The organism is Mucilaginibacter sp. P5_A6 (genome assembly GCF_056400585.1).
On record NZ_JBFUKZ010000009.1, the window covers coordinates 137,505 to 158,420 of the forward strand.

The window sequence follows — 20,916 nt, forward strand, 5'->3', positions numbered from 1 at the left end:
TCAGTCTGTCGAAGACTCGTGCGGAGAGGCCTTTGCCCGCTATGCTTCGACAGGCTCAGCATGACAACCCTTTTAGCAACGCGATTTCTCCTTCAGAGCCTCCTTGGATTTTACAACTCAATGGAGTTGTGGACGTTGTTGGGTTAATTGAATAAACATAGCATCCTTAATCCACCACCAAAACCCCGTCAGCCATAATTTCGATATCCTTTTTTGGCAGGGTGATCTTTGCTATCTCGTTTTTGCTTTTGCCTGCATCAGCAGCGTAGTGCTGCAGTTTGGCTACCGATGTTTCATTCACATTGGCCTTACCTTCAACAACCACCGTTTTGCCAACAATATTTTGTGGCATAAAGTAGGCATAGTCTGTAAACCTTACCATTATTGGGTTGCCGGTTTGGCGGGCAATTTTCATAAAGCACCCTTTTTTGGTGCAAACCTCAACCACCTTGCCAGTCACCCTTCCATTATAAACAGAATCTGTGGTTAAAGCAGCATTAAGGGTGGTAACATCTATAGCTTCATCGGCAGTGATAGCTTTGCCATAAGTTACGCCGGGTGCCGCCGGGGTAATTTTTGTTTGGGCAAAACTTATAACAGAGATGAATAATGCGGCTGTTAAAAGGGTGAGTGCTTTCATGGTTTTAATGTAATAAATTAAGTGATAGTTACAAAAATAACAAACAAAACGGCCTTTTGCCTGCATCCGGCGGGATTTATATGCCCGTTTTTAGCCGGGATAAATTATATTTGGGCATGAAGGCAATGAAGATCATCAAAGACTCAACAACTATCGGGATAGGAATTTTATCGGCCGGGTTTGGCCTCAAAGGCTTTTTATTATCCAGCCATTTTATTGATGGCGGGGTAACAGGTGTATCTATGCTTATCGCCGATTTGTCGCCGATCCCTATTTCGGCACTTATTTTTGTTATCAATGTTCCTTTTTTATGGCTGGGTTATAAAAAACTGGGGTTCCAGTTTGCCTTAAAAAGCACATTGGCTATTGGCTTATTGGCTATTTGCCTCGCGGTCATCAAATTTCCGGATGTTACGCACGATAAGTTACTTACCGCCATATTTGGCGGGGTATTTATAGGCACCGGCAGCGGCCTGGCCATACGCAGCGGAGCTGTACTTGATGGTACCGAAGTGGCGGCTGTGCTGGTGAGTAAAAAAACACAGTTACTTAAGGTGAGTGATTTTATTTTGCTGCTCAATGTATTAATTTTTGGCCTGGCGGCATCTTTCCTGGGTGTTGAACGTGCCATGTACTCCATACTAACCTATATGGCTGCCGCCAAAATGATAGATTTTATATTGAATGGTATTGAGCAATACTCGGGCATTACGGTTATATCTACCCATAGCGAGGCTATCCGCCGGGCTATTACCATTACTCTTGGCCGTGGTGTAACTATTTACCAGGGCAAAAGCGGTTACGGTAAAGATGGCCATGTGAATGATCCGCGCGATATTGTTTTCACCGTAGCTACCCGTTTAGAGATCCCTTCATTAAAACAAACCATCCTGCGCATTGATCCTAAAGCATTCATTGTTCAGCAAAGTGTGGAAGATACCACCGGCGGATTACTAAAACGCAAAGGGCTTCATTAATATTGATCCATATGAGCAAACTAACCCCTTTTCATGTTGCAGTACCGGTTTATGACCTGGAAGAAGCACGCAAATTCTATTGTGAAGTGTTGGGCTGCAGCGAAGGACGAAGCGATACCAACTGGACCGACTTTAACTTATACGGCCACCAGTTTGTGATCCACCTGAAACCTAAACCGGCAACAGCGGCTAAACACCATTTTAACCCTGTAGACGGGCATGATGTACCTGTGCCGCACTTTGGCGTTGTACTGGAATGGGACGACTGGACCAGCCTGGAAACCAGGCTAAAAAAGCATAACGTTAAATTTGTAATTGAGCCCTACATCCGCTTTAAAGGCCTGCCCGGCGAACAAGCTACCATGTTTCTTCTTGATCCTTCGGGAAACGCGCTGGAGTTTAAGGCTTTTAAAGATATGGGGCAATTGTTTGCGGTATAATTATCCGGGAAAGCCGTAATTCTTTTTCACAGCTTTAATCCATTCCCTGGCTATCAATTCGTGCCCGGCAGGCATTGGATGTACACCGTCCCAGGTCCAGGACACGGCGGGTGCTTTTTTGAGCGCCGCATTAAAGATGGCCTGCAAAGGAACAAAAACGGCATTGTATTTTTGCGCCAGTTGTTTAGCCACCAACTGTCGCGGAGTTATTTCATCCTGCCAGCGTTTTAAATTGCTATTCACCTGGCCAACAGGCAAAATAAACGGCTCGCAAATCACAAGTTTAATATCGGGTAGCGCTGCTTTAGTTTGATTAAGCAGGGCATCGTAGTCGTCCCTAAACTGATCAACGGTAGTTGCATTGTTGTTGTGGATTACGTGGTGCACATCGTTTACACCGATCAGTATGCTCAGAAAGTCAGGCTTTAAATCTAACGTGTCTTTTTGCCAGCGGGCTTGCAAATCCCGTACAGTATGGCCGCTGATGCCGCGATTTAAGAACATCATTTGCTGATCGGGATGATCAAACCAAAGCCTGGCTGATATGAGGTATGGAAAACTTTGGCCCATAATATGGTTCCAATCCTTGTCATATGACCGCCCGCCATCGGTTATCGAATCGCCCTGGAAAAGGATGGTTTTGATACTGCTGCCATCTTTAAACACGTTTGATAAAGGCGCCGCAAAAACATGAGGCACGGCAATGGTGCTTAATGCGGTTAAGGCAGCCTTTTTTATAAAGTCGCGTCGTTGGTTCGTTTTATTTTGGGTCATTCCGCAGTATGTTTCAGTGGTAAGTAAGTTGCCGTTTCTGGTTTCGATAAAGCTGATTAAATTTTTGAGCCTGTTATTTTATACAACATCCCTTTTTTAGTATTAAAACTGGTTAAATAGCCGTTAGCTGTTTTAACCGACCGGGCTTGTAGCCCGATAATTTTTACCGGTACGTGCGTGCGCAGTTTACATGTGCCACCGGTTACCGATAAAACCGACGCGGTAACTATCTGCTTGTTTTTCCAGTTCATGGCTATCTCGAAATTGCCACGTGCTTTTAAGCCCGAGATATTTCCTTCGGCCCAGGCATCGGGGATGGCGGGTAGCAGGCTAATCTCGCCCGATTGGCTTTGAACCAGCATTTCGCACATGCCAGATAATGCCCCAAAGTTGCCATCTATCTGGAACGGCGGGTGGGCATCAAAAAGGTTAGCATATGAACCGCCGCCATTGGCATAATTGGTTTTTGACGACCCGGTGAGTTTTAACAGGTAATGTATCATTTTATAGGCATGGTTGCCATCCAGCAATCGTGCCCAAAAGTTAATTTTCCAGGCCAGGCTCCACCCCGTGCCGGCATCTCCCCTAAGCTCCAAAGTTTTTTTTGCCGCTGCCGCCAGTTCCGGGGTCTCGATAGGAGAGATCTCGTGGCCGGGAAATACGGTGAATAAATGTGATACGTGCCTATGGTGCGGATCTGTATCTTCCCAATCCTTATACCATTCCTGCAGGTTTCCTTTTTTACCAATGTGTAAGGGGTACAATTGCTGGCGATAGGCAACCACCGAATCGCGAAAAGCCTTATCGGTGCCTAACTCACCTGCGGCATCTATAACGTTGGTAAACAAATCCCAGATGATAGCTATATCCATGGTAGTGGCTACAGATACGGTGCCTTGTTTGCCTTTATCGTCAATAAAACTATTTTCTGGCGATAGCGAAGGAGCTGTTACCAGGTACCCTTTGTAAGGAACTAAAAAATCCATGCAAAAATGAGTGGCGCCCTTCATGAGCGGATAAGCAGTATTCCTGAGATAGGCCTTATCTTTTGTAAACTGGTAATGCCACCATAAATGCTGCGATAGCCATGGCGATCCCATTGTCCAGTTGGCCCACATCGGGTCGCCGTGCCCTAAATCGCCAACCGGGTTTGATAAGGCCCAGATATCGCTGTTATGGTGCACCGCCCAGCCCCGGGTATGGTAAAATTCTTTGGCTGTAACCTGACCCGTAACTGCGGCGTTTTTTATAAAGTTTATAAAAGGTAATTGCATTTCCGACAGATTGGCCGCCTCGGCGGGCCAATAATTCATTTGCACATTGATATTAGTGGTGTAATTTGAGCTCCATGGCGGTCGGATCTCCTTATTCCAGATGCCCTGCAAATTGGCCGCCGGTCCGCCCGGGCGGGAGCATGAAATCAGCAAATACCTGCCGAACTGAAAGTACAATGTTTCAAATAAAGGGTCTTTAACCCCTTCCGAATAGTTAAACAGGCGCTCATCTGTTGGTACTAATGCGCTTTTGTCACCGGCAGGGGCTGCAAGGTTAAATGATACCCGGTTAAAATATTTATGGTAATCGGCATAATGATGTTGCAATAACTCCGGCCAGTTATATTTTATGGCTTTATCTAAATAATCCGCTGCTAATTTGTGCTCGTCTTTACCTTCGCTATCCGGGCATTTATCAAAGCCGTTAAAGCTGGTTGCCGCCGATAAAAAAATAGTTACATCAGTAGCGTTCTTCACCGTAATGCCGTTAATATCGGCGCTTACTTTTCCGTCTTTATTAACCGCTTTCACCTGTAATTCATAGCGCATTCCACGGCAACCGGGTTTGTCATTGAGGGCAAGCGTATCTTTCAAGTTGACATAACTGGGCTGCAGGTGTGATGGGGCTTGCCCTTTCATTAAAATTTGGTTGTTGGATACAACAACGTTCTGATATTTTAACTCATTACCGGTACCTAAGGTGAAATTTAGCCGGCCTGTTTTACTTGCCGTAAAACGGATAATGATTACCTGGTCGGGTGCCGAGCTAATGATCTGCCTGGTATATTCTACACCATCGATTGTGTAACGGGTTGTGGCAATGGCGTTCCTGATATCCAAATCGCGATAGTAGGTTGTCGGGATAGTATCTTTCAGCTGCTGGGTGATAGTAAGATTGCCCAACGGCAGATAGGATTCTGAGAAATAGCCCTGCATTTTTTTCGCATACTCATTGGCCTGGGCATAATCTTCGTTTTTTAGCAGTGCTTCCCTTGCCAGCAGCAAATTGTCATAAGCTTTAGGGTTTACGTTGGTACGCACAGGGCCGCCGGTCCATAGGGTGGCCTCGTTTAGTTGGATCAGTTCGCGGCCTACGCGGCCAAATACCATAGCACCCAGTCGTCCGTTGCCTAATGGCAGGGCCTCTGTCCAAACTTTTGCGGGTTGCTTATACCAAAGTTTTAAGTTTTGCTGGCAAAAGGCCGTCAGGGGTGCCAGCGCAATCAATAAGGTTGCTAATTTTTTATCCATAAAGCCGATGTATAGGTTTATAGCAGCTAAATTATAAAACTTAATTGGCTTTAAATATGCAATGTTATAAGCGTTATTAACTAAAGGCTTACCCTGTTAATCCACAACTTTTACCGGGTGCTTATGCTCATCAATAGCTACAAAGGTAAATGTGCCTGTGATGGCCTTCTCGCGTACAAAGGAGTACATCTCTTCAATAAAGATCTCTACCAGTACTTTCATACTGGTATTACCAATGTGCGATACAGTGCCTACCAGTTCGATGATGGTTCCTGAGGGGATGGGTTTGTTAAAATCTATCCTGTCGGATGATACGGTTACCATTCTTTTACGGGTAAAACGGGTAGCGGTTATAAAAGCCACTTCATCCATCATAGCCATTGCCGAGCCGCCAAAAAGCGTATCGTAATGGTTGGTATTATTAGGGAATACGGTTTTAAAGATCCGCGTTTCTGATGCTTTGATTCTTTCTTCTGTAGTCATGATAATGGTGTTGAAGGCTTAAGCCTAACAAAAACCGTCATTGCGAGGTACGAAGCAATCCCAAATTGGCAGAGCCGCTCTGTAAGCAGGGGATTGCTTCGTAATCTCGCAATGACGGTAATTTAATATTTTCTGGTTGCTTACGCTGTTCTTAACTTACCCCATTTTAACAGGGTAGCGCCCCATGAAAAGCCTGCCCCAAAGGCGGTAAATATCATGTTATCGTTGTATTTAAAGTCGTCTTTAAAATCCCAAAGGCAAAGCGGTATGGTGGCAGCAGTGGTGTTTCCGTATCTATCGATATTTACTTTAACGCGATCTTCTGATAGGCCCAGGTTTTCGCCTACGGCATGGATGATCCTGTAGTTGGCCTGGTGCGGTATCAGCCAGTCAACATCATTTATTGTCATGTCGTTGCGTTTCAATACCTCGGTACAGGTTTCTGTCATTCCTTTTATAGCAGCTTTAAATACTACCCTACCCTCCTGGCGAATGAAATGCTGATTTTGTGCAACAGACTCGGCTGTAGCCGGAATTTTTGAGCCGCCACCCGGAACCAGCAGGTATTCCCTGCCATGTCCATCGGTTTTAAAAACACTATCTACCAAACCAACATCTTCGGTAGTTGGTTCAAGCAAAACGGCCCCGGCCCCATCACCAAACAGAATACAGGTATTGCGGTCCTTATAGTTGATGATAGCACTGTTTTGATCGGCACCCACCACAATCACTTTGTTGTACCGGTTGCTTTCAACCAAACTGGCGCCCATGGTATAGGCATATAAAAAGCCGCTGCAGGCAGCGTTAACATCAGTAGCCCAGGCATTGGTTAAACCCAGCTTATCGCAAACAATGCTGGCAGTTGATAAAAGTATATGATCGGGGGTTGAAGTAGCAATTATTAAGCAGTCAATTTCTCCTGGTTCCAGACCTGCATTTTCTAATAAGTTTTTTACGGCATAGGTAGCCATATCTGAGGTAGCAAGCAACGGATCGTTTAAAATCCTCCTTTCCTTTATTCCTGTTCTTGATACTATCCACTCACTGTTAGTATCAACCATATTTTCTAAATCACTATTACTCAATATATTATCAGGAACAAAACCACCAACACCTGTTATAACCGCGTTACTTTTTAATCTCATAAATGCAAAAAATCTGAAAAAACAGGCAATTATACACAAATTGCCTGTTTTAACGGGTCAGGATACTATTGTTTCTACAACTAACTGACGAAGTTGTTTCGCTGCCTGTACCATATTTATGAGTGCGGTCTGTGTTTCGGGCCATTTCCGGGTCTTCAATCCGCAGTCGGGGTTAACCCATAAATTACCGGCCGGCAGTAATTCTGATGCTTTCTCCAGCAGGCTTACCATCTCGCCAACCGTGGGTACCCGCGGCGAATGGATATCATACACTCCCGGACCAATCTCGTTTGGATATTTAAAATCGGAAAAGGCCGCTAACAGCTCCATTTGCGAGCGCGAGGTTTCTATCGTGATCACATCCGCATCCATATCGGCAATGTTGCCAATAATATCGTTAAACTCGCTATAGCACATATGCGTATGGATCTGGGTTTCGTCCTTTACCCCGCTGGCCGAGATGCGGAATGCGCGTACTGCCCAGTTGAGGTAATTTTGCCAGTCCTTTTTACGCAAAGGCAAGCCTTCCCTTATGGCAGGCTCATCTATCTGAATCACTTTGATGCCGGCCGCTTCCAGCGCCACAACTTCATCCCTGATGGCCAATGCTATCTGGTTAGTGGTTTCGGACCGTGGCTGATCATCGCGTACAAACGACCATTGTAATATAGTTACAGGGCCTGTAAGCATGCCCTTCATTAGTTTTTGGGTGTTTTGCTGCGCAAAACTGCTCCACCTAACGGTCATATCCGCCGGGCGGCTCACATCGCCATAAATAACCGGTGGCTTTACACAGCGGCTGCCGTAGCTTTGTACCCATCCGTTTTTGGTGAACAGGAAACCATCCAAACGTTCGCCAAAATATTCCACCATATCGTTGCGCTCAAACTCGCCGTGTACCAATACATCAAGGCCTATCTCTTCCTGCCACCGGATCGCTTCAATGGTTGCTTTCTCTATTTCGGCATCATATTGCGCGATGGTTAATTCACCTTTTTTTAACCTTGCCCTCAATGAGCGGATATCATCAGTTTGCGGGAACGATCCTATGGTAGTTGTAGGGTACAGTGGTAATTTAAAGCGTTGCTGCTGTATTTTCTGGCGGGTGATGAATCCGCTTCCACGCCGTGCATTAGCATCGGTAATGCCAGCAACACGTTGTTTTATTTCCTGCTTATGAATAAGTTTGGAAATATTGCGGCTGGAGGTAGCACGCAAGTTATTGTGCAGCAATTCGTTATCGCCGTCAATAATAAGGGCCAGCTCATTAACTTCATTCAGTTTCTGTTTGGCAAAGGCCATCCAGTTTTTTATTTCGGGAATGATGGCGGTTTCCAGGTCAAGATCAAATGGTGTATGCAGTAACGAAGAGCTTGGCGCTATCATCACCCTATCTTTCCCCAATACGGCAATTGCTTTTTTAATATGCGTTAGTGAGCGCACATAGTCGTTTTTCCAGATGTTGCGGCCATCTACAACACCCAACGAAAGGCTAAGCTTATCGGGTATCAGCGAAAGCACTTTGTACAGCTGATCCGGCGCACGCACCAAATCAACATGAATGGCGCTTACCGGCAAAGTTACAGCCAGTTCGGTATTCTCGTGCAGGCTTTCAAAATAGGTAGTAAGCAGCACTTTAATATCCGGGCAGTTTTTGCTGATCTCCATATAAGCATAGGCATAAGCTTCTTTTTCTTTTGGGCTGAGATCAAGCGCCAGGAAAGGCTCATCTATCTGTACCCATTCGGCGCCATAGCTTTTCAGCCTTTTTAATACCTCGATGTAAACAGGCACCAGTTTTTTAACCAGGTCGATCTTATCAAAACCGGGTTGTTTTTCTTTACCTAATAAAAGATAGGATACCGGGCCGATCAATACCGGTTTTGGTATGTTGCGGGTATGTTGTTTGGCAAGTATAAACTCATCAAACACCTTTTCGCTAAAGAGCCTGAATTGCTGGTTCTGTACAAACTCCGGTACAATGTAATGGTAATTGGTATCAAACCATTTGGTCATTTCCATGGCGGTAACATCAAGGCCATCTTTTTGATAACCGCGGGCCATGGCAAAATACAGGTCGATCTCGGTATTGGCTTTGTTTTGGGTTAAAACCGGGGTATAACGCTCGGGGATATTGCCCAGCATCAGCGAGGTATCCAGCACCTGGTCATAAAAGCTGAAATCGTTGCAGGGGATAAGGTCGATACCGGTATCAACCTGGGTTTGCCAGTTTTGCAAACGGAGCGTGCGGGCAACGGCAAAAAGATCATCACGGCTGATTTTACCTGCCCAGTACTGTTCACTGGCCTTTTTGAGTTCACGGTGGGCACCTACACGAGGATACCCTAAATTGTTTTTGAGCATACGCATAAAACTTTTTTGGTTAAACATTAATTTGAATTAATGCTCCTTACGGTTTTCGGTATGCTTTCGGAGGAAATGGTAATAAAAGGCAAAAGCGTAACGTACAGGCATACGAGGGCCATGTAGGTCATTCTTTTTTCTTTGACTACTGCTTCATTACGCGAAAGCATTGTCTTTATACATTGGGGCAAGTATCCTGGCTTGTAACATTGTTGCCGTCCTTCTCAACCGTCAACCGACGATCAATGGACATTGTTAAAGGCAACAACCTTTTATGTTACTTACAGTTGCGCGACAGCCCGTGATTTACACACGGTTCCTTATTAATCCCTGTGCTTTAAACACCGGGAACCACTCTGCAGAAAAAAAGTAAAGAACTTTATTGGGCGTAAAGATGGGAATAAATGTGCAGATTTCAGATTACAAATGCGCAGATGATGTTTTTGATTTGAAAATTTGGGGATTTGAAAATTTGAAAATGGTTTATGATTTCTTATTTCAATCACAGGACGATTAACCAGCCACGATATTTACGTTTATCCAGAAAGAATAACTCATTCATCGACACAATCACACCACTAACCGACACTTCATAAGTTTCCTTAACCGCTACAATTACTTTTGATCAACAATCAACAGAACTTATATCATACCCCTAAATAAATAAAATCATGGAACGCAAAAACTTTTTAAAAAGCCTGATGATAGGCGCGGTATCAACATCAGTATTGGTTGAGGCCTGCAAAAAGGAATCTACAACTACTACAACCAGCAGCACATCCGGCACAAGTTCATCATCAAGCAGTTCATCCGGGTCAAGCTCCAGCTCAGGCACTTGCAGCGTTATTGAAAGTGAAACCGAAGGTCCGTTTCCTACCAAAAGCCCGGCATCATATGTTCGCAGCGATATTACCAGCGACCGTACCGGTTATAAGATGACTGTTAAAATTACCATCAACAATAGTAATAACAGCTGTAATGCGCTTTCTGGTGCTTTGGTTGATATATGGCACTGCGATAAAGAGGGCAATTACTCTGAATACGGTGGCAGCGGAATGCAAACCACAGACTACACTGCAGTTCACTTTTTACGCGGCAGACAAACTACCGATTCAAACGGGCTGGTAACATTTACTTCAATTTTCCCGGGATGGTATTCGGGCAGGGCCACGCATATCCATGTGCATGTTTACAACTCGGCAGGCACGTCATTAAAAGTAACCCAGATAGCTTTCCCCGAAGGTACCGGTACCGCGCTGGCAGCTGTTGCAGGTTATAGTAAAGGAATGAGCGGCTACACCTATAATGCAAGCGACAATGTGTTTAGTGATGGTTATACGCTTGAGACGGCTGCCGTAACCGGTAACACCACCGATGGCTTTGTGCTTTCAATTAGCATGAGCGTACCTGCATAATACAATTGTTCTTTTTCACCCCTATTAGTTCTATCGTATAACCAAAGGCGCTATTTTATTTAGCGTCTTTATTTTTTACAAATATGAGTAGCCGTATCATCACCCTGTGTTACCGAAAGATTATTGATGCAAACTCTGCTAAACAGTGGGATAAGCTGGTATTTGAAGCATCCTACCTGGAATTTAAAATGCAGGCCCAGAATTACAGCATAGGAACATCATTTACCACCTACGCCGAGCTGCTAAGGCATGTTCCAAACGCCCAGCAGCTTGCCGGCATGGTTACACCAGCTGTAACCGGGTATGTACAACAATTAGCAGGCATAGTGCCCGAGATACTGAACAATGTGGGCAAACGTTTTTTGAAATTTAATAAATTTCAGCTCGAGATCATCAACTCCGATATCAACGATAAAGCAAAACATCAGCTGGCTATAAATTTTTATACCGAACCACTCCTCTGGCACGACACTGTGGAGAGCTTTTTGCTTGTATCTGACTATAAACCAGAACAAGCAGAAAATGAAGAAACCCTTACCAACCTGTTCCAGGTGCAACCATATGTAAATATATACTCACTCAAAAATCAATACTAAAATGGAAAAGATCTCACCCGGTCAAATTTACCTTGCCGACCAGCGGGGTGTAACCGAAACCAACGTTTTTAGAAGATGCTGTAGTTTTAATTACGGCGATCATTTTAATGAACACCGCGAAGCTTTTGGCAGCCTAAAAGTATTTAACGATGAGATCCTGGCAGCTAATAAGTCGGTTACCCTGACTGTTGCCCATACTTGTTATTTTGTAATTGTACCCATAACGGGCGAATTACTTGTTAAAGATACGGAAGGTAAAAGCAGTATAATAGATGTGGGTGAGGTACATATAAACTATACAAACGCAGGCGGTATTTTAGAATTGATTAACATTTACCAGGAAAATTGGGTGAACTTTTTGTACCTGCAAATAAACGCCGACGGTGATGAATTCCCTATTTTAAATGAGACGTTTGGTTTTGATTTTGCTGACAGGCAAAATGAACTGATAGCGATAATTCCGGCTGATCGTAAATTGCCGTTTAAGTTAAGTATTGGTCAGTTTACAGGGCGAAAGGATGCGCTTTATCATTTAAAAAATATCAATTCTTTGCTTTTCGCCTTTAATATAACTGGGGCGTTTGAGCTGCAGGGCCGCTTAATGCATGAGCGTGACGGACTGGCTTTATGGAACCTGGAGGAAGCCGATATGGAAGCCCTAAGCAATAATGCGGTGATATTGATATTAGAGATGACCGACTAAATTTTAAACTATATATACAATAAAAAAAGGCTCGCGGGTTGTCCATCCCGGGAGCCTGTTTTTTATTCTTTAACGGCTGGTTCGTTGTTAACCTTACCGTCGTTAAATGCTTTTATCCCCTGGCCCATACCGCGCATTAACTCTGGGATTTTTTTGCCGCCAAACAATAACAGTACTGCAATAATGATGAGTATTAACTCAGGTGCTCCTAATCCGCCCATAAATTTTTATTTTAAATGAATGTTATAAATAATAAATCCTTTATATCATCAAAAATATAAAAGCAGAACCTGCAATTTGATATAGTATCGGTGAACCGGTAATTTGTGTCGATTAGTCCCCCTTACTGTCTCCGGTTGTTAAACCCAGGAATCGTGTAGAAAGAATAATTATTCGTTTAGATCATAGAAATCGAAGTTTTAAAACCTTCGCAATTTTCTGTGCAACTATTCAATTCGTGTAATTCCGGCCTCAATTCGTGAATTAGCATCCGTTCAATTTGTGTAATTCGCACCCCCTTCAATTCACATTCAAGCTAATTAGATGCGAGTGCGTTTACCGGAGGTTGCTGAAGTGTTTGTTCTGTAGCTTTTTTGAGTTTTATTTTCCTGATGTAGCGGATTTGCAATAAGCCCATTATTACCGCTACAAGCCCCTGTCCTAAAACGGTATCGGGTACGCCTATTTTTTGAGATATGCCCCCTACCAGCAAACCACCAAGCGGCTGCATCCCAAAAAAAGCCATCGCATAAAAACTAATCACCCGGCCGCGCATAGCCGGGTTAACAGTGGTTTGAATTAATGTGTTACTCATGGTAATCTGGGCCATCATACCAAAGCCGATAACTGCGGCAAACAGCAACGCTAAAGGATAGTTATGTATATGCGAAAAAGCCGCCAGCCCTGCACCAAAAACCAGCGTGCTAAAAGCCAGTACTTTTTTAAGGTTAAGCCCCGGTTTTAGCGATGCCAGGAAGATAGCCCCTGAAAGTGCGCCCAGGCCAATTATGCTATCTATTACCCCGAATGTGGAAGCCGTACCTTTAAAAATATCCTTGGCATAAACCGGGATAAGCGTACTAAAAGGCAGCACCATAAGGCTGGTCATGGCCAGTATCAGCAGCACAAACCTGATGGATGGCGTATTTTTGATATAAGTAAACCCTTCTTTTAATTCGAAGAAGATATTCTGCCTATGCGATTTTGGTTCGGATTTTGGCAGCTTCATCAACATTAAAGAACCAATTACGGCTATAAAGCTGGCCGCATTGGCCCCAAAACATATAGTTTCGCCAAATTTTTCCAAAATCAAACCCGCCAGTCCCGGACCAATTAATCTGGATAGATTCATTATGGACGAGTTAAGCGCAAGTGCATTCGGCAGGTCGGCTTTGTTGTCTACCATCTCGTAAACAAGCGCTTGCCGGGCAGGTACATCAAAAGCATTGATAATGCCCAGCACGGCACTCAGGGCAATGATCTCCCATACAAAATAATGCCCGAAGAACACCAGCGCGGTCAGTAACAAAGCCTGGATCATGGATGCGGCCTGGGTAACAAATAATAATTTATAACGATTATACCTGTCAGATACCACGCCACCCAAAAACGAGAATAAAAACGACGGAAACAAACTGGCAAAAAGAGTAACTCCCAATAAAAATTTAGAGTGTGTTTGCGAATAAATCAACCAGCTTACGGCTGTTTTCTGCATCCAGGTACCTATTAATGATATGGATTGCCCGGTAAAATAAAGTCGGTAATTGCGGCTCTTAAATGCGTTAAACGTATTAATATTCATTACTTACCCTGTCCCCTCTCCCAAAGGAGTTATTCAAAATCAACAATTTTAGTTAAAGGCCCTATCGCCTTTTTAAGTAGTTCCTGTTCCTCCGCGGTACATGTAGCCTCAATAGCATCGTAAAGCCAGACATTACGCTCGGCCCGAACTTGCTCCAGCACAGACCGGCCAAGATCAGACAGACTGATTATAGCCTTGCGTTTATCTGTTTCGGAAATGCGCCTGTTGATCAACCCACGCTGTTGCAGGTTACCAAGTATTTGGGACATGCTTTGCGTGGTTATTTTTTCCATCGCGGCCAGTTCATTCGGCAGTAATTCGTTATGCTGATAGATCAGCGCCATGGTCGATCTTTCGGTTAATGATAACTTATCGGCAGTTATAGAATGTTTACGCAATACCTTAATCAACCGGCCTACAACCGTACGGAGATCTGCAGCCAGCTGGATATCTTTTTGCTCAGTCATTTTATTATTAAGTAAACTTGTAAGTTTACCTTACAAAGGTAAACTATTTTATCTTTTATATGTCATAATGAAAATAAGATCATGATTGAAGCACCTGCATTGGCACTGCTACAGGGCAAAACAATGATCTGTATCATTTATTACCCCTTAATCATTTTGTAATTTTGTTTTGGATCCGGCAAAAATCCTACTTTACTTTAAATATACGGGCATGAACCCAAAACACGATATAACATCATTAGAGGACATTAAATTGTTGGTTGATACCTTTTACAACAAAGTTGCCGAAGACGCATTGTTAGCCCCTGTTTTTAATGAACGGCTGGGCGACAGGTGGTTGCCGCATCTTGAAAAAATGTACACCTTTTGGCAAACCTTATTGTTGCAGGAGCAAACCTACAGCGGCGCACCTTTTCCGCCGCATGCAAAACTACCGGTTGATGAAACCCACTTTGATGAATGGCTGCAGCTGTTTACCCTAACTGTAGACAATCTTTTCAGCGGTGAAAAAGCAGATGAAGCTAAATGGAGGGCGGGCAAAATGGCCGAAATGTTTCAGTTTAAAATAGCTTACCTTAAAAATAACCCACTGAATATATTGTAGGTGCAAATTAGTACGGAGAATATGCAGGCCATTTTCGTAAATTCGCCCTGTGCCTCCTCCTGTAAAAAAAACTCCTGCTAAAAGCCAGTCAACGGTAAAAAGGAAACCTGTTGCCAAAAAGAAAACAACAACAGGTTTAGCAGCCGGATGGAAGGTGGCTTTTGCTGGTTTACTGCTTATCCTGCTTTCGCCTTTTTATTATGGTTATATTTTAAAAAGCGTGACTGCTACCTGGCGATGGATCCTTGATGCGGGGCAAAATACCAGTTACCGTACCTATAAAAGTTTCAATGTGCGTATCCCCAACAATTATACCGTTCATGGCATTGATGTATCATCGTACCAGGGTAAAATAAACTGGGCAAAAGTAAAGGCCATGAACGAGGATGGCGTACATATCAAATTCGCTTTTATTAAAGCTACCGAAGGTGTTTTAATGACCGATCCTTATTTTCAACGCAACTGGCGCGAAGCGCCAAAAGCCGGTATCATTTGTGGGGCATACCATTATTTTTTACCGCAGAAAAGCGGCCTATGGCAGGCGAGATTTTTTTTACAAACCGTAAAAATTGAAAAGGGCGACCTGCCCCTGGTAGTTGACGTAGAAAGACTATACCGCACCACACCCGAAAAAATGCGTGCCCAGCTCACTTTATTTATTAACCAGGTAGAAACAAAAACCGGTGTAAAACCCATCATTTACACCAACATCAGCTTTTACCAGGACTACCTGCGGGGCTATTTTGACGATTATACGTTATGGATTGCTCACTATTACCAACCCGAATTAAAGATAAGCAGTAAAACCAACTGGCAGTTTTGGCAACACTCGGATAAGGCCCGTATTAACGGCATTAACCAAAAAGTAGATATGAGCATTTTTAAGGGCGATAGTACGGATTTAGAAAAAATGCTGGTGAAATAGCAAATTCTCATAACCTGGGCTTAGAAATATAACAACTTATGGCCGAATATAAAATATCATAAGCGGCCACAAGTGTATTAAAAAACATAGTTATGGCCGCCTATCGCCTGTTTTTTTGTTTTCAACTGTGCTCAAAGGAGTCGTCTCTTTAAGAATTTAAGGATAGCAAAAATTAGCAAAGCATGATTCTGTTAACTCTGAGAATCCGGTTCAGCTAAAATCAATCTGCACATTTGAAATCTGCATATCTCTTCTAAACAGTTGGATTAGCAGCGTAAGCAGCCCAAAGTTCATCTACTGTTTTACCGGTTTCATTTTTCCAGCTATCATTTGTAAAAGTGTGGGCACGTAACCGTTCATCAAATTTCTTTACCAGGTTTGGTTTTACATTTTTTTCCACCCAAACTAAAAAGCGCGCCGTAACACGATAGGCATTATCATAGTTTTGGGTTGACTTATAAGCAGGTAGCGCCCATTTCGCGCCCTCATTATCCACACCAAATTTAAAGCGGGCAAAATCGGCAATGCCTTCGGTTAGCCAGCCAGGATCATTACTATCGCCATAGTCCTGCACAATATGCATTACCTCGTGGGTAACTACATCAATATCTTTAGGATGCTTTGTCATGTATTTTGAGCTGAACACCACCCTGGCATCGGCGGTTGCCGCAACCCCATCATAGGTGGTATCAATAACAAAGGTTACATTCCTGGTAACCTTTTTGTTGTACTCTTTTTCGAGCTTTGGGTATACTTCAAAAAATGTTTCTACCAGTTTATTTATAACAGTTTTATCAAATGTTGCATCCTGGTTTATAAGCGTTAGTTTATATCCCTTTTTATTAATTACCTCGGTTGACTGGGCATGGCCGACGGCACAAAATGCAAAAAGCCCAATCAGGCTCAGAAAAAATGTTCTCTTCATTGTTTTATGTATATAGTTAGTTGTTTAGCGCTAAAAATCTTGTTTTACAGTCACGGTAGACCCCCGCTCCACCAGCGTTGCGGGTATTTGAAGCTTGGTTTTGGAAATATCGCACTTTTCGGGGCTCATTTGCGACAATAACATATCAATTGCCGATTTGGCAATTTCATAAGTAGGCTGCCTTACGGTGGTAATGCCCGGAGGATATAAATTAAAGATCTCGTTATCATCAAAACTAACTATCGCCAGCTCGCCGGGAACATTTAGCTTAAGTTCACTGATACTCTGCAGGCCCATTATACCCAGGTAGTTGGTGGTAAAAAAAACAGCATTCATTTGCTGCTGCTTTATAAACGTTTTAATAGCATGTACAGATTCTTCCGTATCGGCATCAAAAGGCAATTTAAAAATGTTTTTTTTGTTTTCCTTAATCCCATTTTTCTTTAAAGCATCCTTATATCCCAGCATCCTATCCTGTAACTGGATGAGGTCAAGATCGGCCGTTACAAAACCAATATTACGATACCCTGAATTGATGAGGAACTGAATAGCATTGTAAGAACTGTTGTAATTATCAACCAGCACATGCGGAATATCTAGACCAGGGAAATAACCATCTATTAACACCACTGGTTTTTCGTTAGCCACAAGGTTTTGTATCTCTTTCTCCAACCCTTTCATGGGTGTTATAATATACCCATCAACCAATTGCTGCGAAAGCATTTTGATCACATCCTTTCCTTTTTGAATATTATTATTGGTGCTACAGTAAATAACACCATAGCCCGCTTTTTCGGCCTCCTCCTCAATTACTTTAGCCATAGCTCCAAAAAATGGCCCGCCAATGGTTTCCACAATTAACCCGATAACCTTTGATACACCTGTGCGCAAGCCAACAGCCATCCTGTTGGGCTCATAACCATTTTTATGAGCCACATCCAATATTTTTTCACTGATCTCTTTACTTATACGCCCCTTTCCGTTTAAAACAAACGACACCGTGGTTATTGAAGTATTGGTAAGTTTTGCAATATCCTTTATTGATATCTTCTTATTGATCATGCTGCTTTAAATTTCCGATAACCCGCTACACATTAACGCGGGTACTGCTGTTCATCTCCAAAATTATAAATTAATAGTACAGTAAGATCATTATCCTCTCCGCTTAAACCCGGTTAACAATATTTAACATTTTTTAAAAAGTTAATCAGCACCTTTTGGATGATTTAAAACAAGCTTTGGCAAATGTTCAATAGTAAAAAAACCGGTCTGTTGCCAGGCCGGTTTTCATATGGGTATCACCTATTCTTTTTATAAGATGCAGGCTAAATGCAAGAAGACAATCAAATTATTTTGTTGCCATTACATTGGTATTTTTAAACAAAGGGTTTACTTTAAAATAAGTTCCGCCGGTAAAACTGATCATGTAAGCAGATTTAAAGTGAGTACTTTTCTGGTAATAATCGGTACTTATAATTTGCGCTCCGGATTTTTGGGCAGCTTCAAATGATCGTTTATCATCATTACGCGCCTCTTCGGTATCAGAGTCGGCCCGGGTACGGATAATGTAACCCTTTTTTACCAACCTTTTTATTGCTGCCAGGTCCTTTTTAGCATTATTCATAATATGGATAGCTGCCTCAGGAGTTCCGGGCAGTGCATCGGCAAATAATACACGGCCTTTAAGGGATGGATGGCCGGCAATGTAGGCTGCTCTTTTAGCTCCTTTTTCGTCGAGTATAAAAATAAATTTACCTTTTGCAGCTTTCAGAGTTGGCCAATTGTTGTGCAATACGGCCGTTTCAAGGGTTTTATACTTTCCGCGAACATCATCGGGTGTTATTACATATTGTTTGCCCAGGTTATCTAATATAGCTTTATCAAGTTGGGCAAATGTTTTTGATGTAAATTTTTCGGGAATTGTAAAACCAGGTTTCTTCATTGGCTCATCCTTGGCGTTCATGGTAATGAAAATAGGATTATGATCGGGATGAGCGTCGCTCCAGGCTTTTAGTTCCTGCAGGCAAAGTTTAAAAGTTAAACAATTACTGCGATAATCAATATCCTGTATATGAAAAACCTTAAAGCCCGGCTCTTTCATTACACCTTGTGTATCATAAGGAGGTTGTCCGGGTACCCAGTCAAGCCCTTTTGGGTGTGCATATTTGCCGCCTTTGGCATCGGCATAAACATCTATCTCCAGTGCGTTTAAGCCCAGGCTAAGCTGATCTGAAAGGCCAATGTGGTTATAATCAATTTTACTCATCCCGATAGAATCGCTTTTTTGCAAAAACCGGAATAGTTTAGGATCAATAGATTGTTTGTAACTGTTATGCGATCCTATTACCTGGATCTTATTTATAGTTATATCGTCGGGCTCATTTTTAAAAAATGAAAGAGGAAGTAAAAAACTGATCAGGAATCCGCTAATGATTTTCATTTTATATTTGTTTTGCTATCAGTTAAAAGCATAATAAGCGCAAAAGCCAAAACTTTTGCGCTTATTGTTTATTATCAACACAAATTAGTAACCGGGGTTTTGAACTAATTTGGGGTTAAGTTTAATTTCGGTTGATGGTATAGGATACAACCTGCGGGTAACATCTTTATTCATGCTCAGTACATCATTTGGCAGCGGGTACTCCACTTCAAATTTACCGTAACGGATAAGATCATTACGGCGCCATGCTTCCCATGAAAACTCGCGGGCACGCTCATCCAGTAAATCATCCAGCGTAAAGCCTGCTCCTGTAGGCGCATTTGCACGTGTACGGATCTTGTTTATCAAAACATCCGCGGTTTGCAGTTCGCCGTTAACGGTTGTAGCTGTTGCGCCGCGCAAAATAGCTTCGGCTTTCATCAGCATTACATCGGCCAAACGCAAAACAGGTACATCGTTACCATTTAGACGGGTGGCCTGGATAATGGCAGGATCGGGATAATATTTAAGGGAACGTACACCTTCTGATTGACTTGCGATGGTATTACCTAAATCCATAGGTTTGCCCGGTACCAGGGTTAGTTTAGGCTCAATATAAATTTGAGTTGTGGTACCAGGGTAGTAAACCGGTTGTGTAGTAAAGCCCCCTGCGCCATCCGGTGCAAACTGCGGCCCGGCCAGCCATGTTTTTGAACGAACATCATTAGGCAGGTTAAAGCGGTTGTAAAACTCGGGCGTGGTGCTCATGGCAATACTTAAGCCCACGTTAAACCCATAAGCCTGTACCAGGTAGTAAAAAAAGCCGAACCTGGTAAACTGGTTACCCGGAATTTGCTGATCGTAAGGGATAGCAAATATTGTTTCGTTTATCTGCGGACCGTTATTTGGCAAAAATATATCCCTGTATTTTAAATCAAGGCTATAGTTGTTATTCTTTAAAATACTATCGGCCATGGCAACAGCGCCGGTATAATTTGCAGTACCGGTATAAACCTGCGCATTAAGGTACATTTTCTCTAACAAGGCAAAAACCATGGCTTTGGTAGGCCTACCATAATACAAGGTTGCGTTACTGCCTGTTTTAGCCGGCAGCAGTGGCAACGCGCTTAACAATTCGCTTTCGATGAACTGGTATACTTTGGCCCGCGATTGCGTAGCAGGCTGTACTGTTACCGGGAAATCCGTAATAATAGGCACGTTACCGTACAAATCCATCATGAAGTAATTATACAAGGCACGCATGGCTTTAACTTCGGCAGATGAGGTTGCCTTTTTTTCTGCCGGCGACGACGAGGCATTAATAGTGCCAAGTATCCGGTTACATGTGTTTACACCTCCAAAACCCCACTGCCATATACCTATTACATTGGGGTGATCAAATGTCCAGGAGTGGTAATGTAATTGCCTGTACTGGCCACCGTCATCAAAGTTACCATCGCGTGCCGGCAGTATAGCCTCATCTGTGGATAGCTCCTGCATACGCCAGTACGGCACTGCAAATTGCGACGAAAGGTTTGAATAAATAGTACCCAGCAGCGCGTTATAATCTGCATCGGTAACCGGAAAATTTGATTTTACGTACTGCGACTCGACAGGTACATCTAATTTTGTGCATGAGGATGTACCCAGGATGGCAATCGCTGCGGCACATAATATTAATATCTTTTTCATCTGTATATCTTTAGCTGAATT

20 protein-coding genes and 1 riboswitch are annotated in these 20,916 nt (G+C 43.0%); of the genes, 7 read left to right on the forward strand and 13 right to left on the reverse strand.

The annotated features are described in order from the left end of the window. Nucleotides 1-166: 166 nt before the first annotated feature. Nucleotides 167-640, reverse strand: a complete 474-nt coding sequence (locus tag AC1DO4_RS12425; protein ID WP_477416185.1) for a DUF4920 domain-containing protein — start codon at nucleotides 638-640, stop codon at nucleotides 167-169. Nucleotides 641-765: 125 nt separating this feature from the next. Between AC1DO4_RS12425 and AC1DO4_RS12430 the strand changes: the two genes are divergently transcribed. Both AC1DO4_RS12430 and AC1DO4_RS12435 read left to right on the forward strand, forming a co-directional pair. Further along, nucleotides 766-1,617, forward strand: coding sequence for a YitT family protein (locus tag AC1DO4_RS12430; protein WP_477416187.1), 852 nt, complete (start codon nucleotides 766-768; stop codon nucleotides 1,615-1,617). Nucleotides 1,618-1,628: 11 nt separating this feature from the next. After that, nucleotides 1,629-2,057, forward strand: coding sequence for a VOC family protein (locus AC1DO4_RS12435; RefSeq protein WP_477416189.1), 429 nt, complete (start codon nucleotides 1,629-1,631; stop codon nucleotides 2,055-2,057). Here the strand turns inward: AC1DO4_RS12435 and AC1DO4_RS12440 are convergent, their stop codons facing one another. From AC1DO4_RS12440 to metE, 5 genes are all read right to left on the reverse strand, one after another. Beyond that, nucleotides 2,058-2,831: an SGNH/GDSL hydrolase family protein gene (locus AC1DO4_RS12440; protein ID WP_477416191.1), complete on the reverse strand. Its 774-nt coding sequence runs from the start codon at nucleotides 2,829-2,831 to the stop codon at nucleotides 2,058-2,060. Nucleotides 2,832-2,887: 56 nt separating this feature from the next. Further along, nucleotides 2,888-5,356 carry a glycoside hydrolase family 95 protein gene (locus AC1DO4_RS12445; protein ID WP_477416193.1) on the reverse strand — a complete coding sequence of 823 codons (2,469 nt, stop codon included), beginning with the start codon at nucleotides 5,354-5,356 and terminating at the stop codon, nucleotides 2,888-2,890. 96 nt (nucleotides 5,357-5,452) lie between these two features. Further along, a complete protein-coding gene (locus AC1DO4_RS12450) occupies nucleotides 5,453-5,839 on the reverse strand; it encodes an acyl-CoA thioesterase (protein WP_477416195.1) in 387 nt (128 codons plus the stop codon). 140 nt (nucleotides 5,840-5,979) lie between these two features. Then, nucleotides 5,980-6,984 (reverse strand): beta-ketoacyl-ACP synthase III, encoded by a 1,005-nt coding sequence (locus tag AC1DO4_RS12455; RefSeq protein WP_477416197.1) that lies wholly within the window; start codon nucleotides 6,982-6,984, stop codon nucleotides 5,980-5,982. Between the two features lie 57 nt (nucleotides 6,985-7,041). Continuing rightward, a complete protein-coding gene (gene metE / locus AC1DO4_RS12460; RefSeq protein ID WP_477416316.1) occupies nucleotides 7,042-9,348 on the reverse strand; it encodes a 5-methyltetrahydropteroyltriglutamate--homocysteine S-methyltransferase in 2,307 nt (768 codons plus the stop codon). Nucleotides 9,349-9,517: 169 nt separating this feature from the next. Continuing rightward, nucleotides 9,518-9,719: riboswitch (cobalamin riboswitch) on the reverse strand. Between the two features lie 300 nt (nucleotides 9,720-10,019). On the opposite strand from metE, the gene AC1DO4_RS12465 reads away from it, so the two are divergent. The 3 genes from AC1DO4_RS12465 to AC1DO4_RS12475 all read left to right on the forward strand — a co-directional run bounded on the left by AC1DO4_RS12465 (nucleotide 10,020) and on the right by AC1DO4_RS12475 (nucleotide 12,062). Then, on the forward strand, nucleotides 10,020-10,763 hold the full coding sequence (locus tag AC1DO4_RS12465) for a dioxygenase family protein (RefSeq protein ID WP_477416199.1): 744 nt from the start codon (nucleotides 10,020-10,022) through the stop codon (nucleotides 10,761-10,763). Nucleotides 10,764-10,846: 83 nt separating this feature from the next. Further along, entirely contained in the window at nucleotides 10,847-11,359 is a 513-nt protein-coding gene (locus tag AC1DO4_RS12470) for a hypothetical protein (protein ID WP_477416201.1), read from the forward strand. A gap of 1 nt (nucleotide 11,360) precedes the next feature. Next, entirely contained in the window at nucleotides 11,361-12,062 is a 702-nt protein-coding gene (locus AC1DO4_RS12475) for a pirin family protein (protein WP_477416203.1), read from the forward strand. Nucleotides 12,063-12,124: 62 nt separating this feature from the next. On the opposite strand, the gene tatA is transcribed toward AC1DO4_RS12475, so the two are convergent. From tatA to AC1DO4_RS12490, 3 genes are all read right to left on the reverse strand, one after another. Beyond that, the gene (gene tatA / locus AC1DO4_RS12480) at nucleotides 12,125-12,283 is read right to left on the reverse strand and encodes a twin-arginine translocase TatA/TatE family subunit (protein ID WP_477400970.1); all 159 of its coding nucleotides are present in this window, start codon (nucleotides 12,281-12,283) and stop codon (nucleotides 12,125-12,127) included. Nucleotides 12,284-12,597: 314 nt separating this feature from the next. After that, nucleotides 12,598-13,863: an MFS transporter gene (locus AC1DO4_RS12485; protein WP_477416205.1), complete on the reverse strand. Its 1,266-nt coding sequence runs from the start codon at nucleotides 13,861-13,863 to the stop codon at nucleotides 12,598-12,600. Nucleotides 13,864-13,892: 29 nt separating this feature from the next. Continuing rightward, nucleotides 13,893-14,330, reverse strand: a complete 438-nt coding sequence (locus tag AC1DO4_RS12490) for a MarR family winged helix-turn-helix transcriptional regulator (RefSeq protein ID WP_477400967.1) — start codon at nucleotides 14,328-14,330, stop codon at nucleotides 13,893-13,895. A gap of 211 nt (nucleotides 14,331-14,541) precedes the next feature. Between AC1DO4_RS12490 and AC1DO4_RS12495 the strand changes: the two genes are divergently transcribed. Both AC1DO4_RS12495 and AC1DO4_RS12500 read left to right on the forward strand, forming a co-directional pair. Further along, on the forward strand, nucleotides 14,542-14,934 hold the full coding sequence (locus AC1DO4_RS12495; protein ID WP_477416207.1) for a group III truncated hemoglobin: 393 nt from the start codon (nucleotides 14,542-14,544) through the stop codon (nucleotides 14,932-14,934). 49 nt (nucleotides 14,935-14,983) lie between these two features. Continuing rightward, a complete protein-coding gene (locus AC1DO4_RS12500) occupies nucleotides 14,984-15,859 on the forward strand; it encodes a glycoside hydrolase family 25 protein (protein ID WP_477416209.1) in 876 nt (291 codons plus the stop codon). 253 nt (nucleotides 15,860-16,112) lie between these two features. On the opposite strand, the gene AC1DO4_RS12505 is transcribed toward AC1DO4_RS12500, so the two are convergent. From AC1DO4_RS12505 to AC1DO4_RS12520, 4 genes are all read right to left on the reverse strand, one after another. Next, the gene (locus tag AC1DO4_RS12505; RefSeq protein ID WP_477416211.1) at nucleotides 16,113-16,784 is read right to left on the reverse strand and encodes a basic secretory protein-like protein; all 672 of its coding nucleotides are present in this window, start codon (nucleotides 16,782-16,784) and stop codon (nucleotides 16,113-16,115) included. Nucleotides 16,785-16,814: 30 nt separating this feature from the next. Beyond that, nucleotides 16,815-17,846: a LacI family DNA-binding transcriptional regulator gene (locus AC1DO4_RS12510; RefSeq protein WP_477416213.1), complete on the reverse strand. Its 1,032-nt coding sequence runs from the start codon at nucleotides 17,844-17,846 to the stop codon at nucleotides 16,815-16,817. Between the two features lie 286 nt (nucleotides 17,847-18,132). Continuing rightward, nucleotides 18,133-19,224: a phosphatidylinositol-specific phospholipase C1-like protein gene (locus tag AC1DO4_RS12515; protein WP_477416215.1), complete on the reverse strand. Its 1,092-nt coding sequence runs from the start codon at nucleotides 19,222-19,224 to the stop codon at nucleotides 18,133-18,135. Between the two features lie 84 nt (nucleotides 19,225-19,308). Next, nucleotides 19,309-20,895 (reverse strand): RagB/SusD family nutrient uptake outer membrane protein, encoded by a 1,587-nt coding sequence (locus AC1DO4_RS12520; RefSeq protein WP_477416217.1) that lies wholly within the window; start codon nucleotides 20,893-20,895, stop codon nucleotides 19,309-19,311. Nucleotides 20,896-20,916: the final 21 nt, after the last annotated feature.